Below are 18,943 nucleotides of genomic sequence, written 5' to 3'. Positions count from 1 at the left end.
TCGGCGCGCGACGCCCGCGTGCCGCCCCGCATGACGTCATGTAGGCAGAGCAGCCATCCACCCGGAACTCCGGAAAGGCCATCTGCCCTGGACGACTGAGAGACCGCCGCGACGGACAACCAAGAAGCGAAAACGTCGAGCCAATCCCGGTCTTATCCGTTGGACAACGTATGAGCCCAGGGTATACACCGACGATCATTGCCGGCGCGCTCCCAACACATGGGCAAAACACACAGGGAATCCGCGCATTATCTGCGGAGCCCGTGCCCTGGACGACGAATTTCCGCGTCGACTGGGAGACTATAAGGTCTCATAAAGGAAGGCGAGCAGGCGTCACCCCGCATCCGGCGGAGGAGCGGAAAGTTCTACAAGACAGAGGGCCACAAGCATCATCAACACAGGTGATCCCAAGTAGCCAGATTGGGCCATGCCCATAATCACCGACGCTCACGCGCGAGCCCGGGGACACCGGAAACAGGCAACATCAACGTTCGGCACTCGACCTCGTGAAACCTATTCAACCCATCTCCCCCCGACCGCCTTGCCTGCCCCCCGCGGCGCCGGCGTCGGAGCGGACTGCCTACCAGACCATCTCCGCGGTCGTCGGCTCATCGCACTATCGCGCGCTGTCCGACGACGCCTTGAAGGATGAGGACAACGCCGCCTGGGTGCTCGGCCTCGAGCCGGACGTGAAGCAGGCGTGGCTCGACCGCATCCGCTGGATCCGCATCGTCGACCGCCTCGCCGAGAACGAGCGCATCGAGCCCCACCAACGGCGCTTCAGCCGGTTCATGGAGGCCTGGAGGCTGCTCCGTTCACGCGGCTTCGTCGATCCGAGCTGCCCCTTCGCGAGCGAGCTCTCGGCCATCCGCGCGCTGTGGCTCCGGGACGCGAGCGGCCCAGGGCACGACCCCCCCGCGCGCGCGGGGCGCGACCAGGACGACATGCAAGCGCGCGCGCTCGCCGCCTGGGACGCCTACCTGCGCGCCCTCGCCGACTACCACGCTCCCGGGCTCCTCATCCGCACGATGAAGGAGCACGACACCATGCTGGCGCGGCTGTCAGGGCATATCTTCCAGCTGGTTCCGTTCCTGACGAAGGAGCACTGGGACGCAGCCGGGGAGTTCGGCCGGCTCGACCAGTTCTTCAACAACCTCCGGGACATGCAGGAAGACGCCGATCGCGGCCTCTGCTACCTGCCCGAGGAGGAGCTCGCGCGTCACGGCGTCACGCGCGCTCAGGTGATCTCCGGACGGTGCGTCGAGCTGCCCGGATACCAGCGCCTGATGCGGTCCTGGCTCGAGGAGGTCATGCCGTCGCTCTACGCGCGGGCGGCGCCGTTCATCGACGCGCGCGGCCTCCACCCCTCGCTCGAGCTCATGAGAGACTGGAGCCTGCGCCGTTATGCCCGCATCGCTCGGGTGTTCCGGGCGACCGGCTTCGATCACCGCCGGTTCCCCGCGCGGTACTGGGCCGAGGTGCGGCGCGACCTCGCCGAGCGGCGGCAGCTCCCCCGCGCTCACCCCGTGTAACGCCTCACCGTCGAGAGGAGCGCGTCCGGGTCGAACGGCTTGCCCAGCCACGCGTCCGCGCCGACCTCGGCCGCCCGCCGGTGCGCGTCGGCCGCGGCGGTGAGCACGATGATGGGCGCCTGCCGACCGTGACGGACCTCGAGCTCGCGCGCGAACTCCGGGCCGTTCATCACCGGCATCTTCATGTCGAGCAGGATGAGATCCGGGAGATCGTGCTCCAGCTTGGCCAGCGCCTCGCGGCCGTTGCAGGCGATCTTGACCCGGTAGCCGTCCTCCTGGAGCACGAGGGAGACGAGCGCCACGAGGTCCGCGTCGTCCTCCACCAAGAGCACCGTCTTTGCATGTCTTTCGCTCATCGTCGGTCCACCGCGGGGGCCTCGCTGCTGAGTGGGACGGTGAAATAGAACGTGCTGCCCTTGTCCTCCTCGCTCTCGAACCAGATGCGACCACCGTGACGGGTGATCATGTCCTTCGCAAGGAACAGCCCGATGCCCATCCCGCCGTAGTCGTGTCGGGTGTCCGTGTGGGCGCGGAAGAAGCGCTCGAAGATCCGCTCCTGCTTGTGCGCCGGGATGCCGACGCCCCGGTCGCGCACCGACACGACCGCCTCCAGGCCGGGGATCGAGCCGTGGCGCTGCGAGAAGAGCGCGGCGTCGCAGCGCGGCGGCGAGGACGCCGGCGCGCGCTCGGCCACGGCGACGCTGACGTCGATGTCGCCGCCGTCCGGCGAGTACTTCACCGCGTTGTCGAGCAGGCTCGCGAGCACCTGGCGCAGCCGCTCCGGATCGGCGCGCACGACGGGCGGCCGCTCGGCGCCGAGCGAGAGCCGCACGCGGTGGCGGCTCGCCGACTTGGCCACGCGGTCGACCGTCTCCTCCAGGAGCTCCTTCAGATCGACGTCCTCCTCCGAGACCTGGAGCACGTCGAGCGTGACCTGCGAGATCGCCAGGAGATCGTCGACGATGCGGTTGATCCTGTCCGCGCCGCGGTCGATGGCCTCGAGCATCTTGCGGCGGGGCGCCGGCAGGTCGCTCGTGTTGCGCAGGAGCGCGAGCGCGTAGCCCTTCATGATCGCGACCGGCGTCTTGAGCTCGTGCGCGCCGACCCGGATGAACTGGTCCTTGACGAGATCGAGCTCCATGAGCTCCGTCACGTCGCGGGCGACCGTGACCGCGCCGAGGATCGCCCCGCCCTCGCTGCGGATCGGCGCCGCGCTGGTGCGCAGGAAGACGTCCCGGCCCGCGCGGCCGTTCGCGAGCACCTGCTCCTCCTGCACGATGGTCTCGCCGGCGAGCGCCCGCACCATCGGCAGCTCGTCGCGCGTGAAGGCGCGGCCGTCGGGGTGGCGCATCCGGCTGAGGTCCATCACCTCCTCGACCGTCCGGCCGGCCTCCTCCGAGCGGCCCGAGAGGCCGAGCAGCCTGAGCCCCGAGGCGTTGATCATCGTCAGCCGGCCCTGGCGGTCGCACGCGAACACCCCCTCGACGAGGTTGTCCAGCACGGCCCCGAGCTGCGCCGCGCGCTGCGCCGCGTCCTGCAAGAGGCGCTCGCGCTCGGCCAGGTAGCTGCGCATGCGCCGGGACGACTCCTCCAGGCGATCGACCATGGCGTTGACGCCGCCCGCCAGGGCGCCGATCTCGTCCTTGAAGTAGACCGGGATCCGCTCCAGCCGGTCGACCTCGCCGCGCTGGACGATCTTCTGGATGACCGCGGCGACCTGTTGGAACGGGCCCGCCAGGGCGCCCGCGAGGAAGCCGGCGCAGACGGGCGCCCAGGTGACCGCGACCATCGAGAAGATGGCCAGCGTGAGCTTCAGGCCGGGCTTGGCGGGCCCCGCCGTCTCGCCGAGCACCATCGCCGCCATCCAGCTCGTCGGCGCGATGGCGAGGCAGGCGCCGAGGATCACGAGGCGGACGGCGAGCGAGTAGCCCTTGCCGGGCACGGACAGGCCGCGCTCGCGGGCGATGAGCGAGATGACGCCGGCGGCGGGCGAGAGCAGGCGGCCGAGGATGCTGTAGGCGAGCGGCAGCGCGGCCGCGAAGAGCGCCAGCGCGAACAGGGCCAGCGCGACGCCGCGCTGGACGTCGAGCGGGCGCTGGTCCGGCGCGATGTAGTAGAGCGCCACGGTGACCGGCAGGTACAGGAGCGCCCAGGAGACGGCCCAGACCGTCGCGAACGAAAGCGGCGTGTCATAGGCGGCGTTCGCCGCGGCGAGGATGAGCTCCTCCGGAGGCGCCGCGCCGCCGCCCAGCTCCTCGACGCTCGCGCCGCTCCGGAGGGGGTGGCCCACGGCGTACCGCCGGAGGTGCTCGATCGGACGGAGCATGTGGACGAGCAGCGCGACGAGGCCCGCCGTCTTCACGACATACATGAGCCCGATCATCCCGAGCATGCGCGCCTGGACCCCTGAATCCACGACGCCGAGGAGCCGCAAGTGAGCGACCGGGACGAGCAGGCTATACGGCAGCTCGATGCCGAACGCATAGGCCACGACCCGGGGTGTGAACGATGGAGTCCGCGCCCTCCCCGGATTCCAGATTCTAGACCAGGCGGCTCGGCTGATCGCCACGTCCGTCACCCCCCATGTTGAAGCATGGCTGCGGCGTCCGCGCCTGTGGGGTCCGCCGCGCCAAGCCGATGAGTCAGGTCGCCAGGCCGCTTTGCTATGGAACCTATGCGCGGATTGTCGACCTATTTGAGCGATGGCTCATGTCGATTCGACGAACTCCGACTCACGCGTTCCGTCCTGGCCTGGGCGATCTTTCGGCTCCCCCGATGAGCTCAGGCGGTGCCTTATGGCGTTCCTGGCGATCAGGAGAAGGATGGTGATCACGTGGCGCGCGCGCAGGCCGCTCGCCTCGCCGCGGTAGACGGGGCGCACGCTGACCTCGCGGACGCGGAGGCGGCGCGCCGCGAGCGCGGCGAGCAGGTCGTTCGGGTAGCCGTAGCGGGGCCAGAGGCCGTCGAGGTCGAGCGCGTCGATCGCGCGGGACGAGATCGCGGTGTACCCGCACTGGCTGTCGGAGAGGGCGTCGAGCCCCGCCGCGCGGCGGGTGAGCGCGGCGAGCGCCGCCGTGGCCGCGAGCCGCGGGAGGGGCATGACGCGGAAGACGTCGGGGTGCCGCAGCCGATCGCCCTTCACATAATCGGCTTCTCCCGAGACGATCGGGGCGACGACGCGCGGGAGGTCGCGCGGGTCCATCTGCCCGTCGCCGGCCATGACGGCGACGGCGGCGGCCCCGAGGGCGCGAGCGCGCCGGTAGCCGGAGACGATCGCCGCGCCGACGCCGCGGCACTCGGCGTGCACGACCACCTCGAGGCGCTCGTCCCCGGCCCCGCGCGCGAGCTCGGCCGTGCTGTCTCGGCTGGCATCGTCCACGACGATCACGTGGTCGACGAAGGCGGGGACGGCCCCCACCGCCTCGGCGATCCACCGGGCCTCGTCCCGCGCGGGGATGACCACTGCGACGCGCGCACCGTGGAGCACGCGGGTTCCTAGCGGAAGGCGCGGCCCTCGGCAACGCCGCTCGGCGCCGCGTCGCGCGCGGCGAGCCCGTGCGCGCCCGGGCGTGGTAGAGGGAGCGCGCTCCGCTCCACGCCGCTCCTGCCATGCACCGTCGCACCGCCATCGCCCTGGGGATCGCCGCCGCCGCGTGCGGGCTCACGGGCTTCACCGTCATGCGCCACCCCGGCGACACCACCCCCGAGGGGGCGTATCTCCGCCTCGCGAGCGCGCTCGGCCGCGGCGACGTCCGCCCCGCCTTCAGCGCCCTCGACGATGAGGCGCAGCGCGCCTGCCACGAAATCCGCGACCATCGACAGAAGGCGAGCGACCGGGTTCAGGCCAGCTATCCGGAGCCGGAGCGCTCGAAGCTGCTCGCGCTGTACAGGGCGCACGCCGAGGCGCCCGACGGCGCGGACGTCTGGGTCGAGATGGCGACGCGGCTCGGCTGGATCGCCCGCCTCCGCCGGGATCTCTCCGGCGTCGCGCGGGTCGAGGTCGACGGCGATCGCGCCGTCGTCGAGACCGCGCGGGGGACGCGCTACGTGTTCCGGCGGCGCGAGGGCGGCCTCTGGGGGCTGTCGATGTTCACCGCGGAGCTGCTCGCCGAGGCGGAGCGGGCCGCCCGCGACTGGGACGTCGTGGAGCGCGCGGCGCTCGATTACGATGGATTGCGGCGATGACGACCGCGCGCGGCCGTGATCGCCGCGCGCGGTCGTCATCGCCTGCGGCGGCCCGGTGGGGCCGTCACCGGCCGGCCTTCTGCCGGAGCTCGGCGTACGACGCGCCGGGCGTGGTCGTCGCGACGGGCAGCCCGGCGGGCCCCCACCCCTTCTCGGTGAGCGCGCCGAACGCGTCGCGCGGCCCCTCGAAGCCGGCGCGCTGATCGATGACGGCCGTGTAGCCGGCCGACACCATGGCCTCGGCCGCGCGCAGCGAGCGCTGTCCGGACCGGCAGCCCACGATGATCTTCGCGTCCTTGGGATAGAGGGAGCAGACAACGTCGAGGAAGTCCGGGTTGGGCTTCATGCCGCCGGCGGCGGCGTGCATGAGCGGCACGTTGTGCGCGCCGCTCGGGTGCCCGGCCGCATATTCCGGCTCGCTCCGGACATCGAGGTAGAGATACCCCTCCTCGTCGATGAGCTTCTTTGCCTGTTCGGGTGATACGCGCTGGATGTCCGCCATGGGCGCAGTCTACCCCTCGGGCGGCGCTGTCGTCAGAACGTATGGATGAAGAGCCCGCTGCGGAGCTTCGGCTCGAACCACGTGCTCTTCGGCGGCATGAGCAGCCCCGCGTCGCTGACCGCGAACAGCTCGCCGATCTGCGTCGGATAGAGGCGGATCGCCATCGTGAACGCGCCCGAGTCGACGCGCCGCTCGAGCTCGGCGACGCCGCGGATGCCGCCGACGAAATCGACGTGCTTGTCCCGGCGGGGGTCGCTGACGCCGAAGATCGGGCCGAGGATCTGGTCCTGGCAGATGGAGCAATCGAGCGAGGCCACCGGGTCGTTCGCGTCGAACGACCCCGGGCGGACCTTCGCGGTGAACCAGCGGCCGCCGAGGTAGAGCCCGAAGGCCCGCGGGCCGGCGGGGGCCGCGGCCGCGCCGTCCTGCGCCGGCGCCACGTCGAGCCGCTCGCCGAGGGCGGCGAGGATCGCCTCCGCGCTGCGGCCGGCGAGGTCTCGCACGACGCGGTTGTACGGCATGATGTTCATCTGGTCGTGCGGGAAGACCACGGCGAGGAAGACGTCGTGCTCGCCGCCGTCGCCGCGCAGCTTCCTGTGGACGCGCGCCGCCGCGGCGCTGCGGTGGTGGCCGTCGGCGACGTAGAGCGTCGGGATCGCCTGGAAGCGCTCCTCGAGGTCGGCGGTCGCCTCGCGGCCGAGGACCCAGAGCTTGTGCTCGACCCCGTCGGCGGTCGTGAAATCGTAGATGGGCGGCGACTGCGTGGCCGCCGCGACGGCGCGGTCGATGCCCGCGTCGGCGCGGTACGTGAGGAACACCGGCTCGTCGTGGGCGCCGAGCTCCTCGATGTGGCGGGTGCGGTCGTCCTCCTTGTCGGGCCGCGTCTTCTCGTGCTTCTTGATGACGTCCTGCTCGTACTCCGCGACCGAGGCGCAGCCGACGACGCCGATCTGCCGGTGATCGCCCATCTTCTGGGCGTAGAGGTAGAGGTGCGGCTCCGGGTCCTGCGCGAGATCGCCGCTGGCGATGAGGTCGGCGAGGTTCTGCGCGCCGCGGGCGTAGACGGCGTCGTCGTGCTCGTCCGTCCCTTCGGGCAGGTCGATCTCGGGCCGGGAGACGCGGAGGAAGCTGTGCAGGCCCCCGGCCGCGAGCGCGCGCGCCTCGGCGGTGGAGATGACGTCGTACGGCGGGCTGGCGACGCGGGCCGCGTGCGCCTGGGGAGGTCGGTAAGCGCGGAAGGGTCGGACGGTGGACACGGCGAGCGACTAGCCCAACGGCCGGGGCGCGTCGAGACGGCTCACGCGTCGGACGCCGGCGCGGCGAACAGACGTGCGCGCCCGCAGTGGCCCGGCGACGTCGGCGCTGATGGCGGCGCGCGGCGCGTGCTAGGAGGGGACACGCGCGTCCCGCGAGCAGCCGCAGCCGCCCGACATCGCCCCCGCACGCCGCACGAAGAGGAACCTTGTCCAGCTCCGGTGAGTCCTACCCTCCGTCGCGCTTCTCGACCCTCCCGCCCGGCTCGTCGGACGACGACCTCGCCCTGCCGGGCGAGCTCCCCTCGTTCTCCAGCTCGCGATCCCGCCGGGTGATCGCCGTCGGCGGCGGCCGCGGGGGCGTCGGGAAGGCGACGCTCGCGGTCAACCTGGGCGTGTACTTCGCGCAGCTCGGGCGCGACGTGATCATCATCGACACCGACGCCTACAGCCCGGGGTTGCACGCGGCGCTCGGGATCGAGGCGCCGCCGCTCGTCACGCGCGAGGACATCGAGGAGGGCAAGGCCGAGCCGATCGCGACCACGGTGCCCGGGCTCCGGCTCGTCCCGACCGCGTACGACCCGATGACGGCCACGCCGCTCCGGCCGAGCCGCGCCGCCTACTGGATGAAGATGATCCAGGAGCTCGACGTCGACTACGTCATCGTCAGCCTCGGCGCGGCGACCGGCTCCTCGACGCTCGACCTCTTCCTGCACGCCGACGTCGGCATCTGCGTCACCACGCCCGAGCCGCTCGCGGTCGAGCACTCCTACCGCTTCTGCCGCGCGCTCTACCAGCGCACCCTGCGCCGCGCGCTCATGAAGGAGCGCTTCAAGATCCGGCTCGTCGAGAAGGTGGCCTCGTCGCTCCCGGCGCTGGCGACGCCGCGCGACTTCATCATGGAGGTGAAGCGGTTCGACGAGGGGGTCGCGTCGCTCGCCGCCGCGCAGCTGCCGCGGGTGAAGCCGCACCTCGTCGTCAGCCAGACGCGGCACCGCTCGGACCTGGAGCTCGGCCCGGCGATGAGCGCCGTCTCGGATCGATTCCTCGGCATCTCCCTCGATTACCTCGGGCACATCGAGCACGACGACGCGGTGTGGCTGACCGCGCGGCGCCGCCAGCCGCTCCTCATCGACAGCCCGACCTCGAAGAGCGCGCGCAACCTCGAGCGCGTGGCCCGGCGCATCCTCGCGCTGCTCGCCGCGCGCGACTCGCGCCCGGCCGAGGCGCACGCGCGCGCCCTGGCCGCCGCCTCGAAGAGCGCCGCGCCGGCCACCCTGTACGAGGCGCTCGGCCTGGCCCGGACGGCCGCCGACGACGAGATCCGGCGCGCCTACAAGCGGCAGCGCGACATCTACCGCGAGGGGAGCCTGCCGGTGGTCAGCGTGCTGAGCCCCGCGGTGCTTCAGAAGGAGCAGGCGCGCATCGAGGAGGCGCACGACACCCTGCTCGATCCCGTGCGCCGCCGCGCCTACGACCTCTCGACCTACCCGGACGACCCGCGCACGCCGCTCGGCCCGGCGCGCGCCGAGAACGCCGCCGCCGCGGCCGAGCTCGCGATGCTCCAGGCCGAGCTCGCGCGCGAGATCAACGCCGAGACGCAGTTCAGCGGCGCGCTCTTGCGCAAGGTGCGCGAGTCGCAGGGGGTCGAGCTCACCGACATCTCGCAGCGGACGAAGATCTCGCTCGCGCACCTCCAGGCGATCGAGAACGAGGCGATGGGCGACCTGCCGGCGCCCGTCTACGTCCAGGGATTCGTTCAGGAAATCGCCAAGTTCCTGCGGCTCGATCCGGCCCAGGTGGCGAAGACCTACATGCGCCGCCTGCGCGAGATCTCCGCCGGAACACGCGCCAGGCAGCATGGCTGAGGCGGCGCGCGCCGGCGTCGAGGCCGCGCGCGCTGGCGCCGAGGCGGCGCGACCGGGCCGGGCGGCCTCGACGCCCCCGCGCGTGGGCGGGGAGGCGCCGGGCGCCGGCGGGGATCTCGCCTTCTCGGCGCTCGCGTTCGTGCTCGCGCTCCTGCCGCGGCTCTACGTGGCGATCGCGTGGGCGCGCGAGCCGGTGTGGGACGGCCATTACTACGACTTCGGCGCGCGCCGGATCGCCGCCGGCCTCGGCTACTCGGACGATCTCATCGTCGGCGGCCAGGCGGTGTGGCACCCGTGGTGCCATTACCCGGTCGGCTACAGCGGCTTCCTGGGCCTCATTTACAGGCTGTTCGGCGCCGGGCCGCACGTGGCGACCGTCGCGAACGCGGTGACCGGCGCGCTGCTCGTCGTCGTGGTCCATCGCCTCGCCCGGTACGCGACCACGCCGGCGCGCGCCCGCGCGGCGGCGCTCCTCGCGGCGCTCTCGCCGGGGCTCGTCCTCTACGCGGCGCTCGTGATGACCGAGCCGCTCGCGGCGCTCGGCCTGGTGACGGCGCCGTGGCTGCTCGCGCGCGACGCGGCCCGCGGGCGGCCGGTCCGCGGCGCGATCCTCGCGGGCGCGGCGCTCGGGCTGGCGACGCTGGTGCGGCCGCAGAGCCTGCTCTGCGCGCCGGCGTTCGCGCTGCTGGCGCGCGGCGGCGCCGCCGGGGCGCGGGCCGCGTGGCGGCGCGGCGCGCTCGCGGCGGCGCTCGCGACCGCGACGGCGCTCGCCGTGGTGGCGCCGTGGACGATCCGGAACTGCCGCGTGATGGACGGCTGCGCGCTCGTCTCCACGAACGGCGGCTGGAACCTCGCCATCGGCGCGTTCCCGCGCGCGACGGGCCGCTTCGAGACGCTGCGCGCCGGCGACGGCTGCCCGATCGCGCGCGGGCAGGTGGCGCAGGACCGCTGCTGGATGGCCGAGGGGCTACGGTGGATCAAGAATGATCCAGCTCGCTGGCTGGGCCTGATCCCGCAGAAGCTGAGCTTCACGTTCGATCACGAGTCGTTCCCGGTCGGGTACCTGGGCGAGGCGAACCCGGCGGCGTGGCCCGAGGGGCGGCGCGCGGCGTGGCGCCGCGTGCTCACGACGTCGCACCTCGCCTTGCTCTCGGTCGCGGGACTCGGGGTGGTGGCGCTGCCGCGGCCGAGGCCGTGGCGGGCGCTCGTCGCGCAGCTGCTTTCGCTCGCGGCGGTGCTGGGGCTCGTGGCGTGGGGGGTGGTCGGGGACGAGCACGCATTCTGGCCGCTCGCGGTGGCGATCCCGCTCCTCGCGGCGCTGCCGCTGCCGGGCCGGCCCGCGAACGGGGGCGTCGTCGGCTACCTCGCGTTCGCGGTCGCCTCGGTGGCGCTGACGCACGCGGTGTTCTTCGGCGAGGATCGGTATCACATGGTCGTGACCCCGGCGCTGTGCATCCTGGCGGCGTGCGCGCTGCGGCGCGGGGAGGCGACGCGCGAAGCAGGGCAGCCGGCGGCAGACCGCAAGATGGGTTGAGGCTCGCGGCAAGCCCGATGCATTGAATACGGGCTTCGCCGCGCGCTCGTTCTGGAATCGCACGGAGGCCTTGCCGGGCGCCCCCCGGCGTCATCGTCGCACGCCGGCTGGTTGGCCCTCTGTCCGGGCCTGTGCGAAGGCGCTTCACCCATGGTCTCCATGCGCCACGAGGTCCTCGTGGATCTCTTCAGAAACCGACCTTCCCTCGCCGCCGAGATCCTCGTCGAGGTCCTCGGTGTCGCGCTCCCGACCTACAGCGAGGCCCGAGTCGCCTCCATCGATCTGACCGAGACGACGCCTGCCGAGTACCGGGCCGATGTCGTCGTCGTGCTCCTCGATGCGGGCAAGCCGGTGCGCGTCATCATCGTCGAGGTCCAGCTCAGGAAGGACGACAACAAGCCGTTTAGCTGGCCCGCCTATCTGACCGTCTCGCGCGATCAGCACCGCTGTCAGGCGGGCCTGCTCGTCGTCGCGCCCGACCCCCTCGTCGCGGACTGGTGCGCGCAGCCGATCGAGATCGGCGTGCCCGGCTTCGTCCTGCGTCCGCCCGTGCTCCGTCGCAGCAGCGTTCCGGTCGTGACGGACCCGGCGGAAGCGGTCCGTCGACCGGAGCTGGGGGTGCTCTCCGCGATGGCCCACGGCGAGACGGAGCAAGGCGCAACGATCGCCAGCGCCGTGCTGCCCGCGATCGAGGGGCTCGATGACGAACGCGCCCGGCTCTACTACGATCTCCTGTACAATTCCCTGAACGAGGCGGCCCGCCGGGCACTGGAGGCCATGATGAAGGGCTACGAGTACCAGAGCGATTTCGCGAAGAAGTACGTCGCGCAGGGCCGTGACGAGGGGCGCATCGAGGGAGCGGTGCGCGCCCTGTTGAGCGTGCTCCGGGCTCGCGGCATCGCCGTGCCAGACGCCGCACGCGAGCGCATCGTCGCCCAGAAGGACCCGGAACGCCTCGAGCGCTGGATCGAGAAAGCCGTCACCGCGGCCGCGCTCGCCGACGTGCTCGACGATCCGAGTTGAGGACGGCCAGGCACCGGCCTCCCACCCCGCCGCCGGCTCCGACGACGCGCACAGCCTCGACGCGGTGCGCGCCGGGACGCCGGCCACAGAGCGAAATTCTCGCGCCCCTCAGGGCGCCGCCGCCGCCCCCGCCTCGCCGGGCGCCTTCCCTGCCCCTTCCGGCTCGGCCTGCAGGACGATCTCGATGCGCCGGTTCTTCGCCCGCCCGTCCTCCGAGGCGTTCGGCGCCACCGGGGCGAACTCCCCGCCCCCGGCCGCGGACAGGCGCTGAGGCGACACCCCGCCCTCGATGAGCACCTCGACGACCGCCACCGCGCGCGCCGTCGAGACGTCCCAGCTCGACGCGCGCTTCGCGCCCCTCGCCTTCCGGTCGTCCGTGTGCCCCACGACCTGGAACCGGTGATCCGTCATCGTCCGGAGCGCCCCCGCGACCTCGGCCAGGAGCTTCCGCCCGGCCGGCTTGACCTCGGTCTTCGCGCCGTCGAACAGCGCGTCGCTCGAGATCTCGAGCAGCGGCAGCCCGCCGCGGATCCCGACGCGGACCTTCCCGCCGTCCACCGTCGCCTGGAGCCGGCTCGCGACGTCGCGCATCCGCGCCGCGCGCGCCTCGGCCGCCGCCTGGTGGCGGCGCAGATCGTCGACCTTGGCCCGCGCCTCGGCGAGCTCCGCCGACAGGCTGCCGCGCTCGTTCGCGAGCTGGCCCACGCTCTGCCCGGCGCTCCGGAGCCGCGCCGACAGCTCCTCGTTCATCGCGGCCAGCTCGTCCAGCCGCCGCGCGAGACCGGCCTCGGTCGTCGTCACCTCGGACAGCCGGAGATCGCGCGCACGGAGATCGTCCGCGAGCCGCGACAGCTCCGCCTCGATCGCGGCGGCCTGCGCCGACCGCTGCGCCGCCTCGGCGCGGGCGAGCTCGGCATCGGCGCGCGCCCGCGCTCCCGCCTCGCGCTCTCTCTGGATCTCCGCGCGCGCCTGGTCGTACAGGTCCTGCCGGACGAGGCAGCCCGGCGTCGCCAGACCGAGCAGGGCGGCCGTGAGGAGCCTCGCCGCGGCGGGCAAGCGCCGCGACAGCCACGCCGGGAGTTTACCGGCCGTCGTCGTGGTGTTCATGCGTCGCGCGCACTCTGGCACGAAACCGTCGGCGCGACGAAATCGCGGCGAACGTCCCGCGGCCGCCCCCGAACGAGCCGTCCCACCCCGGGCGATCCCCTGGTACCCTCGCCGGCGTGAGCTCTCGGCGAACTTGGTTTTCCGCGGGCGCCCTGGCCGCGACGACGCTGGTAGCCAGCGCCGCGGCGGCGTTCCCGCACGTCGTCCGCGAGGGAGAGACCCTCGCGCAGATCGCGGAGCGCACCTACGGGCGCGTGCAGATGGAGCAGGTGCTCGTCGCCGCCAACGCGCTCGACGCCGGCGCCGGCGTGCCGATCATGCCCGGCCTGCGGCTCGAGGTGCCCGCGCTCGGCCACCACCGCGTCACCGCCGGCGAGACCTGGGCGATCCTCGCGGAGCGCCTGCTCGGCGCCGCCGACCGCAGCGACGTCCTCGCCCTCTCGAACGACACGATGCCCTGGATCGAGCCGACCGACGGGCAGGAGATCATCGTGCCGTACAACCTCCGGTACGTCGTCGGACAGCACGACACGCTGCTCACCATCGCCTATCGCTTCCTCGGCAAGCGGGACAAGGCGTGGATGCTCCACAAGTACAACCACTTCAAGAAGGACACGCTGCACCGCGGCATGGTGATCCTCGTGCCGCTCACGGATCTGCCGCTCACGACCCAGGGCAAGGCCGAGGCCGCGAGCGCCGGCGCGCTCGTGCGCTCCGAGGGGGCGGGCCGCGCGCGCGAGGCCCAGCGACGGGTCGACGCCGAGCTGCCGCAGCTCGCGAGCGACGTGCGGAGCGGCCGCTACATCGACGCGGTGGCGCGGGCGAGCCGGCTGCTCGGCTACGGCGATCTCGCCCGGATGCAGATCGCCACGCTGCACCGCCACCTGCTCGAGGCCTACGTCGCGCTCGACGCGACCGGGCTCGCCGAGACCGCCTGCGCCGCGTGGCGCGAGCACGATCCGACCGCGCGGCTCGACCCCATCGAGCTCAGCCCGAAGATCGTGCGCGCCTGCACCACCTTCACCGAGCAGCACCTCAGGCTGCCTCCGCCGGACCCCGCGCCGGCGGACGCCGTGGACGCGGGTGGTGCGCGGTGACCTCGCCGCCGCCGGCGCCCGATCGCCTGGCCCCCGGGCACCGAATCGCGTCGCGGTACACCGTGGAGTCGGTCGTCGGCGAGGGCTCCTCCGGCGTCGTCTACCGCGCCGCCCGCGACGATGACGGCCAGCGCGTCGCGCTCAAGGTGATCCACCGGCACCTCTCCGGCGCGCCGCAGATCTTCCGGCGCTACCACCGGGAAGCCGCCATCCTGAAGCGCCTCGAGGGCCCGCACGTCGTCCGGATGCTCGACTTCGTCGAGGAGGGCGGGCTGCTCATGATCGCGCTGGAGCACATCGACGGCAGCCCGCTGGAGGAGCTCCTGCGGGAGCACGCGCCGATCGAGGTCGACCGGGCGATCGAGATCGCCCTCCAGATCTGCGCCGCGCTGGAGACCGCGCACGCGGCGGGCGTGGTGCATCGCGACCTGAAGCCGGCCAACGTGCTCATCGAGCGCCCGGGCGCGCCGCCTTCGTCCACGCCCGGCGGCGGCGCGCCGTCGCCGCTCGCGGGCCGCGTCCGCGTTGTCGACTTCGGGCTCGCGAAGGTGGTGCACGGCGACCTGATGACGACCGGGCTCACCGAGCAGGGCATGATCTTCGGGACGCCGGAGTACATGGCGCCGGAGCAGGTGCGCGGCGAGGACGTCGATCCGCGCTGCGACATCTACGCGCTCGGCTGCATCCTCTACGAGATGGTGGTCGGCGCCGTGCCGTTCAGCAAACGGACGCCCATCGCCGTCATGACGGCGCATATCACCGAGCAGCCGCTCCCGCCGCGCTCCGGCAAGCGCGACGGGCTCATCTCGGCCGGCCTGGAGGCCGTCATCCTGAGGGCCCTCGCCAAGGACCCGGCCGCGCGGCACCCGAGCGCCCGGGCCTTCGCCGACGCCCTGCGCGCCTGCCGCGAGCGGCGCGTCGTGGGCCACACCCCCACGAGCCTCGCGGACGCCATCTCGATCACCGAGCTCGGGCTCGAGCGCACCGGCCTGGACTACGCCGCGACGCCCCAGAACGACGCTTCCACCGCGGACGTCGCTCCCGCGGTTCCGCCCCGGGAGCGCCAGGGGATCGGCGCGCTGCCCCCGGGCCGAGCCGCGGCGCGCGGCGACGCGCTCGGCGGCCGCGCGGCGGCCGCGGCGACGCCGGAGCGCGCCTCGCGCGAGCGACTCCTCTGGACCGTGGTGGCCATTCTCTGCGCGGCCGCTGGCATCGTGGTCGGCACGCTGTTCGGGGCACGTTAGCGACGCTGTCCCCCTGGAATACCGCTATGGCGTGGAGCGCGCGGATCGTGGTAATCGCTATCATGCGTTCTCTGCTGTCCGGCGACGCTGCTCTCGAGGCCTCCCGCCCCGCCCGGCCCCGGCGCGCGCTCCCCTGCGCCGCCGCCGCGCTCACCCTCCTCGCCCCCGCGGCCGCGTCGGCCTACGACTCGCTCGCTGCGCCGTGCGCCGACGACCCGTTCTATTGCGAGCGGGGCGCGGTCACCTTCCAGCGCAGAGACGGAATCCCGCTCGAGCTCGATTTCGATACGGGCTGGGTCCCTCCGGGCTCGCCGTTGCAAGTGAACCTCCGGGCCGCGGTGTACGCGAACACGCAGGTCTCGCTGAGCGGGGCGCTCGAGGCGTCGTGGCCAGAGGCGCTCGCGCTCGCGGCCCCCGGCGACCAGGGCGGAGGCACGTTCAGCTGCGACTACGGGCTCGATGTCAGCGCGGAGGGGCGCGTCAGCATCTCCGTCCTCGGCCAGGACTTCGAGTGGACGGGCGATATCCCTTATGTGCCCCAGATCGACTTCCAGGTGCACGAGAGCGAATCGTTCGACGCCTGGGGCTGGGAGCCGGGCGTCGCGATGGCCAGCTCGACCGCGCCGCAGCGGCTCGCGGCCGTCTCCCTCGGCGACCTCATCGGCGGCTCGATCCCCGGCATCGAGGGGAGGTTCGAGCTCGACGTCGCCATGGATGTCGACGCTCGCTACGTGACCCACCGCGTGGCCGTCGAGACGCTCGATCAGGCGACGGTGAGCGGGGGCGACATCACGAAGGAGCGCAGCACCTCGTTCACGGAGTACCTGGGCGGCCCGTCGGTCGAGCTCAACGTGCGCCCTGAGGGCTCGGTGCGCTACGAGGGCACGCTCCACCTCATCCCCGCGTTCAGCGTCAGCCTGCTCGGCCGCGAGTGGTCGATCCCGATCGCCGACATCCCGCTCGACTTCCCGCTCACCGAGCGGGCGTGGATCTTCGAGAGCGAGCGCGTCCACGTGCCGCTCCCGGATCTCGCGCTGGACAAGCGGGAGATCGACTTCGGCCCGGTCGAGGTCGGGCAGGCCAACGTGGAGATCGTCCAGCTGTCGAACGCAGGCGAGGCGCTGCTCGACGTCGCCGTGGAGACCGACGATCCGGAGAGCTTCGAGCTCGCCGACGAGGCGCTCGAGATCGACCCCGAGACGGCGGTCGACTTCGCGATCCGCTTCGCGCCGAAGGCGGGCGGCGCGTTCGCGGCGACCGTCCGCGTCGCGTCGAACGACCCGAACGATCCGGTGCAGGAGATCACGGTGCGCGGGATCGGCGTCGCGCCGCCGGACGACGGTCCGGACGGCGGCGAGCTCGCGGAAGAGGACGGCGGCTGCGGCTGCCGCGCCGCCGGGGGCGCGGGCGACCGGGCGTGGGCGGCCGCCGGGCTGTCGCTCGCCGCGCTCGCGGGCGGCCTCAGGCGACGGCGCCGCGCGGCCTGAGCCGCGGATCCCGGCGCCGCGGGGCGCGCCTCAGGCCGCGCTCGGCGACCCCACGGAGATCTTCCGGCGCGTCGACACGGTCGCGATCTGCTCCAGCTCCTCGCCGCGCAGGGTCTCCTTGAGCACGAGCGCCTCCGCGGCGGCCTCGAGGCCCTCGCGGCGATCGACGAGCAGCTGCTTGGCCTTCAGGTACATCTCGCCGAGCCGCTCCCTCACCTCCTCGTCGACCTCGCGCGCGGTCTCCTCGCTGCACGTGCGCTCCTCCTGGATCACGCCGAGCATGGGCGCGCCGACGTTGCGCGACAGCGCGGGCAGCCCGAGGCGCCGGCTCATCCCGAGGCGGGTCACCATCTCGCGGACGAGCGCCGTGGCCCGCCCGAGATCGTCGTGCGCGCCGCTCGAGACCTGGCCCAGCGCGATCTCCTCCGCCGCCCTGCCGCCGAGCATCACCGTGACGCGCGACTCGAGCTCCTGCTCGGTGACGAGCTGGCGCTCGCCGCGCGGCACCTGGATCGTGACGCCGAGCGCGCCGATCGTGCGCGCCACGATCGACACCCGCTCCACCGGATCGGCGGCCGGCAGCGCGAGCGCGACGAGCGCGTGCCCGGCCTCGTGGTAGGCCACGCGCCGCCGCTCCTCCGCGGTCATGATCTGCCCGCGGCGCCGGAGGCCGAGCTGCGACCGGTCGAGCGCCTCGTCGACGTCGGCCTGGCCGATCTCGCTCGCGCCGCGCCGCGCCCCGGCGAGCGCCGCCTCGTTGACGATCTTGGCGAGGTCGGCCCCGACCATGCCCGGCGTGCGGCGCGCCACGAGCCCGAGGTCGACGTCCTTCGCGAGCGGCACCCGCCGCGCGTGCACGGCGAGGATCGCCTCGCGCCCCTGCAGATCGGGGCGATCCACGATGACCTGGCGGTCGAAGCGCCCGGGCCGCAAGAGGGCCGGATCGAGCACCTCGGGCCGGTTTGTGGCGGCCATCAGGATCACGGTGGTGCGCGCGTCGAAGCCGTCCAGCTCGGCGAGGAGCTGGTGGAGCGTCTGCTCGCGCTCGTCGTGGGTCGACAGGGCGCTGAGGCCGCCCCGGGTCCTGCCGACGGCGTCGATCTCGTCGATGAACACGATGCTGGGCGCGCTCTTGCGCGCCTCCTCGAAGAGCTCGCGCACGCGCGCGGCCCCGAGCCCGACGAACATCTCGACGAACTCGCTCGCGTTCAGCGAGAAGAACGGCACGTCCGCCTCGCCCGCCACGGCGCGCGCGAGCAGCGTCTTGCCGGTGCCGGGCGGCCCGACGAGCAACAGGCCGCGCGGGATCCGGCCGCCGAGCGACCGGTACCGCGACGGCTCCTTCAGGAAGTCGACGACCTCGACGAGCTCGTCCTTGGCCTCGTCGACCCCCGCGACGTCGGAGAAGCGCACCGGCTCCTGCTTGGACCGGTCGTAGACCTTCGCCTTGCTGCGCAGGAACCCGAGCGGCCCGCCGGCCCCCTGCCCCGCCCGGCGCAGCATCATGAAGAACGCCGCGTTGAGGAGCAGGAGCGGCAGGAGCCAGATCGCCGCCTGCGCCCACGCCCCGGACCGGGCGCTCTGCGCCTCGATGCGGACCTGCTGCTCGAGCAGCGCCCGCACGAGCGGCTCGTCCTCGACGCCGGGCAGCCGCGTCGCGCGGACGTGCTCCTCGGTCCGCTGCGCGCCGGCGTGGCGGACGAGCTCGATCTCGTCGGGCTTCACGACCGCCGCGCCGACCTCCCCGCGCCGCACCGCGGCGACCGCCTCGTCGTAGGGCACGAGCGGGGGCCCCGGCGGCTTGACGATCCCGGAAAAGACCAGGATCGCGGCGGCGATCAGCAGGTACCCGAGCCACGTGCGCGACACCGGCCTTTTCTCGTCAGCCATTCCATGGAGCTGATGTGTGGCGGGCGTCGCCACGGCAAGCCCCGGGCCCCGGAAGAACGGGAAATCACACGGTAAAGCGGCGCGGGAGGGGAGCCCGACCGGGACCCGCCTGGCCGCGCCTCACGGCGGCTCTGCCGCGCCTCCACTGCGCCTCCACCGCGCTTCTGCCGCCGGCCTCACCGCTCGGCCACCGCTCGCCGCCGCTCGCCACCGTACGATTG

General features: G+C 73.1%; 15 protein-coding genes. 8 read left to right on the top strand and 7 right to left on the bottom strand.

All coding sequences use genetic code 11. The annotated features are described in order from the left end of the window. Nucleotides 1–506 precede the first annotated feature (506 nt). On the top strand, nt 507–1,532 hold the full coding sequence (locus WMF33_RS03195) for a squalene/phytoene synthase family protein (protein WP_437335755.1): 1,026 nt from the start codon (nt 507–509) through the stop codon (nt 1,530–1,532). Here WMF33_RS03195 and WMF33_RS03190 read toward each other — a convergent pair. The 3 genes from WMF33_RS03190 to WMF33_RS03180 form a co-directional block, all read right to left on the bottom strand. After that, a complete protein-coding gene (locus WMF33_RS03190; protein WP_437335754.1) occupies nt 1,520–1,888 on the bottom strand; it encodes a response regulator in 369 nt (122 codons plus the stop codon). The genes WMF33_RS03195 and WMF33_RS03190 overlap by 13 nt on opposite strands. Next, on the bottom strand, nt 1,885–4,023 hold the full coding sequence (locus tag WMF33_RS03185) for a HAMP domain-containing sensor histidine kinase (RefSeq protein WP_437335753.1): 2,139 nt from the start codon (nt 4,021–4,023) through the stop codon (nt 1,885–1,887). Before WMF33_RS03185 ends, WMF33_RS03190 begins: the two co-directional genes overlap by 4 nt. 216 nt (nt 4,024–4,239) lie before the next feature. Continuing rightward, nucleotides 4,240–5,019 (bottom strand): glycosyltransferase, encoded by a 780-nt coding sequence (locus tag WMF33_RS03180; RefSeq protein ID WP_437335752.1) that lies wholly within the window; start codon nt 5,017–5,019, stop codon nt 4,240–4,242. Nucleotides 5,020–5,141: 122 nt separating this feature from the next. Here WMF33_RS03180 and WMF33_RS03175 point away from each other — a divergent pair, with 122 nt between their 5' ends. Next, nucleotides 5,142–5,717, top strand: coding sequence for a hypothetical protein (locus WMF33_RS03175; RefSeq protein WP_437335751.1), 576 nt, complete (start codon nt 5,142–5,144; stop codon nt 5,715–5,717). A 64-nt stretch (nt 5,718–5,781) separates the two neighbouring features. On the opposite strand, the gene WMF33_RS03170 is transcribed toward WMF33_RS03175, so the two are convergent. Both WMF33_RS03170 and WMF33_RS03165 read right to left on the bottom strand, forming a co-directional pair. Continuing rightward, nucleotides 5,782–6,219: a rhodanese-like domain-containing protein gene (locus WMF33_RS03170; protein ID WP_437335750.1), complete on the bottom strand. Its 438-nt coding sequence runs from the start codon at nt 6,217–6,219 to the stop codon at nt 5,782–5,784. Between the two features lie 32 nt (nt 6,220–6,251). Beyond that, a complete protein-coding gene (locus tag WMF33_RS03165; RefSeq protein ID WP_437335749.1) occupies nt 6,252–7,475 on the bottom strand; it encodes a DUF1015 domain-containing protein in 1,224 nt (407 codons plus the stop codon). A 206-nt stretch (nt 7,476–7,681) separates the two neighbouring features. On the opposite strand from WMF33_RS03165, the gene WMF33_RS03160 reads away from it, so the two are divergent. The 3 genes from WMF33_RS03160 to WMF33_RS03150 all read left to right on the top strand — a co-directional run bounded on the left by WMF33_RS03160 (nt 7,682) and on the right by WMF33_RS03150 (nt 11,897). Next, on the top strand, nt 7,682–9,340 hold the full coding sequence (locus WMF33_RS03160) for a helix-turn-helix domain-containing protein (protein WP_437335748.1): 1,659 nt from the start codon (nt 7,682–7,684) through the stop codon (nt 9,338–9,340). Next, nucleotides 9,333–10,874 (top strand): glycosyltransferase family 39 protein, encoded by a 1,542-nt coding sequence (locus tag WMF33_RS03155; protein ID WP_437335747.1) that lies wholly within the window; start codon nt 9,333–9,335, stop codon nt 10,872–10,874. Before WMF33_RS03160 ends, WMF33_RS03155 begins: the two co-directional genes overlap by 8 nt. A 150-nt stretch (nt 10,875–11,024) precedes the next feature. After that, a complete protein-coding gene (locus WMF33_RS03150; RefSeq protein WP_437335746.1) occupies nt 11,025–11,897 on the top strand; it encodes a hypothetical protein in 873 nt (290 codons plus the stop codon). A 108-nt stretch (nt 11,898–12,005) separates the two neighbouring features. On the opposite strand, the gene WMF33_RS03145 is transcribed toward WMF33_RS03150, so the two are convergent. After that, nucleotides 12,006–13,004, bottom strand: coding sequence for an OmpA family protein (locus WMF33_RS03145; RefSeq protein WP_437335745.1), 999 nt, complete (start codon nt 13,002–13,004; stop codon nt 12,006–12,008). Nucleotides 13,005–13,120: 116 nt separating this feature from the next. Between WMF33_RS03145 and WMF33_RS03140 the strand changes: the two genes are divergently transcribed. The 3 genes from WMF33_RS03140 (at nt 13,121) to WMF33_RS03130 (ending at nt 16,832) form a co-directional block, all read left to right on the top strand. Continuing rightward, nucleotides 13,121–14,101 (top strand): LysM peptidoglycan-binding domain-containing protein, encoded by a 981-nt coding sequence (locus WMF33_RS03140; protein ID WP_437335744.1) that lies wholly within the window; start codon nt 13,121–13,123, stop codon nt 14,099–14,101. Then, nucleotides 14,098–15,345 carry a serine/threonine-protein kinase gene (locus WMF33_RS03135; RefSeq protein ID WP_437335743.1) on the top strand — a complete coding sequence of 416 codons (1,248 nt, stop codon included), beginning with the start codon at nt 14,098–14,100 and terminating at the stop codon, nt 15,343–15,345. The genes WMF33_RS03140 and WMF33_RS03135 overlap by 4 nt, the downstream gene beginning before the upstream one ends. 62 nt (nt 15,346–15,407) lie before the next feature. Further along, nucleotides 15,408–16,832 (top strand): choice-of-anchor D domain-containing protein, encoded by a 1,425-nt coding sequence (locus WMF33_RS03130; RefSeq protein ID WP_437335742.1) that lies wholly within the window; start codon nt 15,408–15,410, stop codon nt 16,830–16,832. A 30-nt stretch (nt 16,833–16,862) separates the two neighbouring features. Here the strand turns inward: WMF33_RS03130 and ftsH are convergent, their stop codons facing one another. Then, complete coding sequence (gene ftsH / locus WMF33_RS03125) at nt 16,863–18,722, bottom strand: ATP-dependent zinc metalloprotease FtsH (RefSeq protein WP_437335741.1); 1,860 nt, start codon at nt 18,720–18,722, stop codon at nt 16,863–16,865. Nucleotides 18,723–18,943 lie beyond the last annotated feature (221 nt).

The organism is Sorangium sp. So ce394 (assembly GCF_051474665.1).
GTDB lineage: Bacteria > Myxococcota_A > Polyangia > Polyangiales > Polyangiaceae > Sorangium > Sorangium cellulosum_D.
This window is presented reverse-complemented; position numbering and strand designations above follow the sequence as displayed.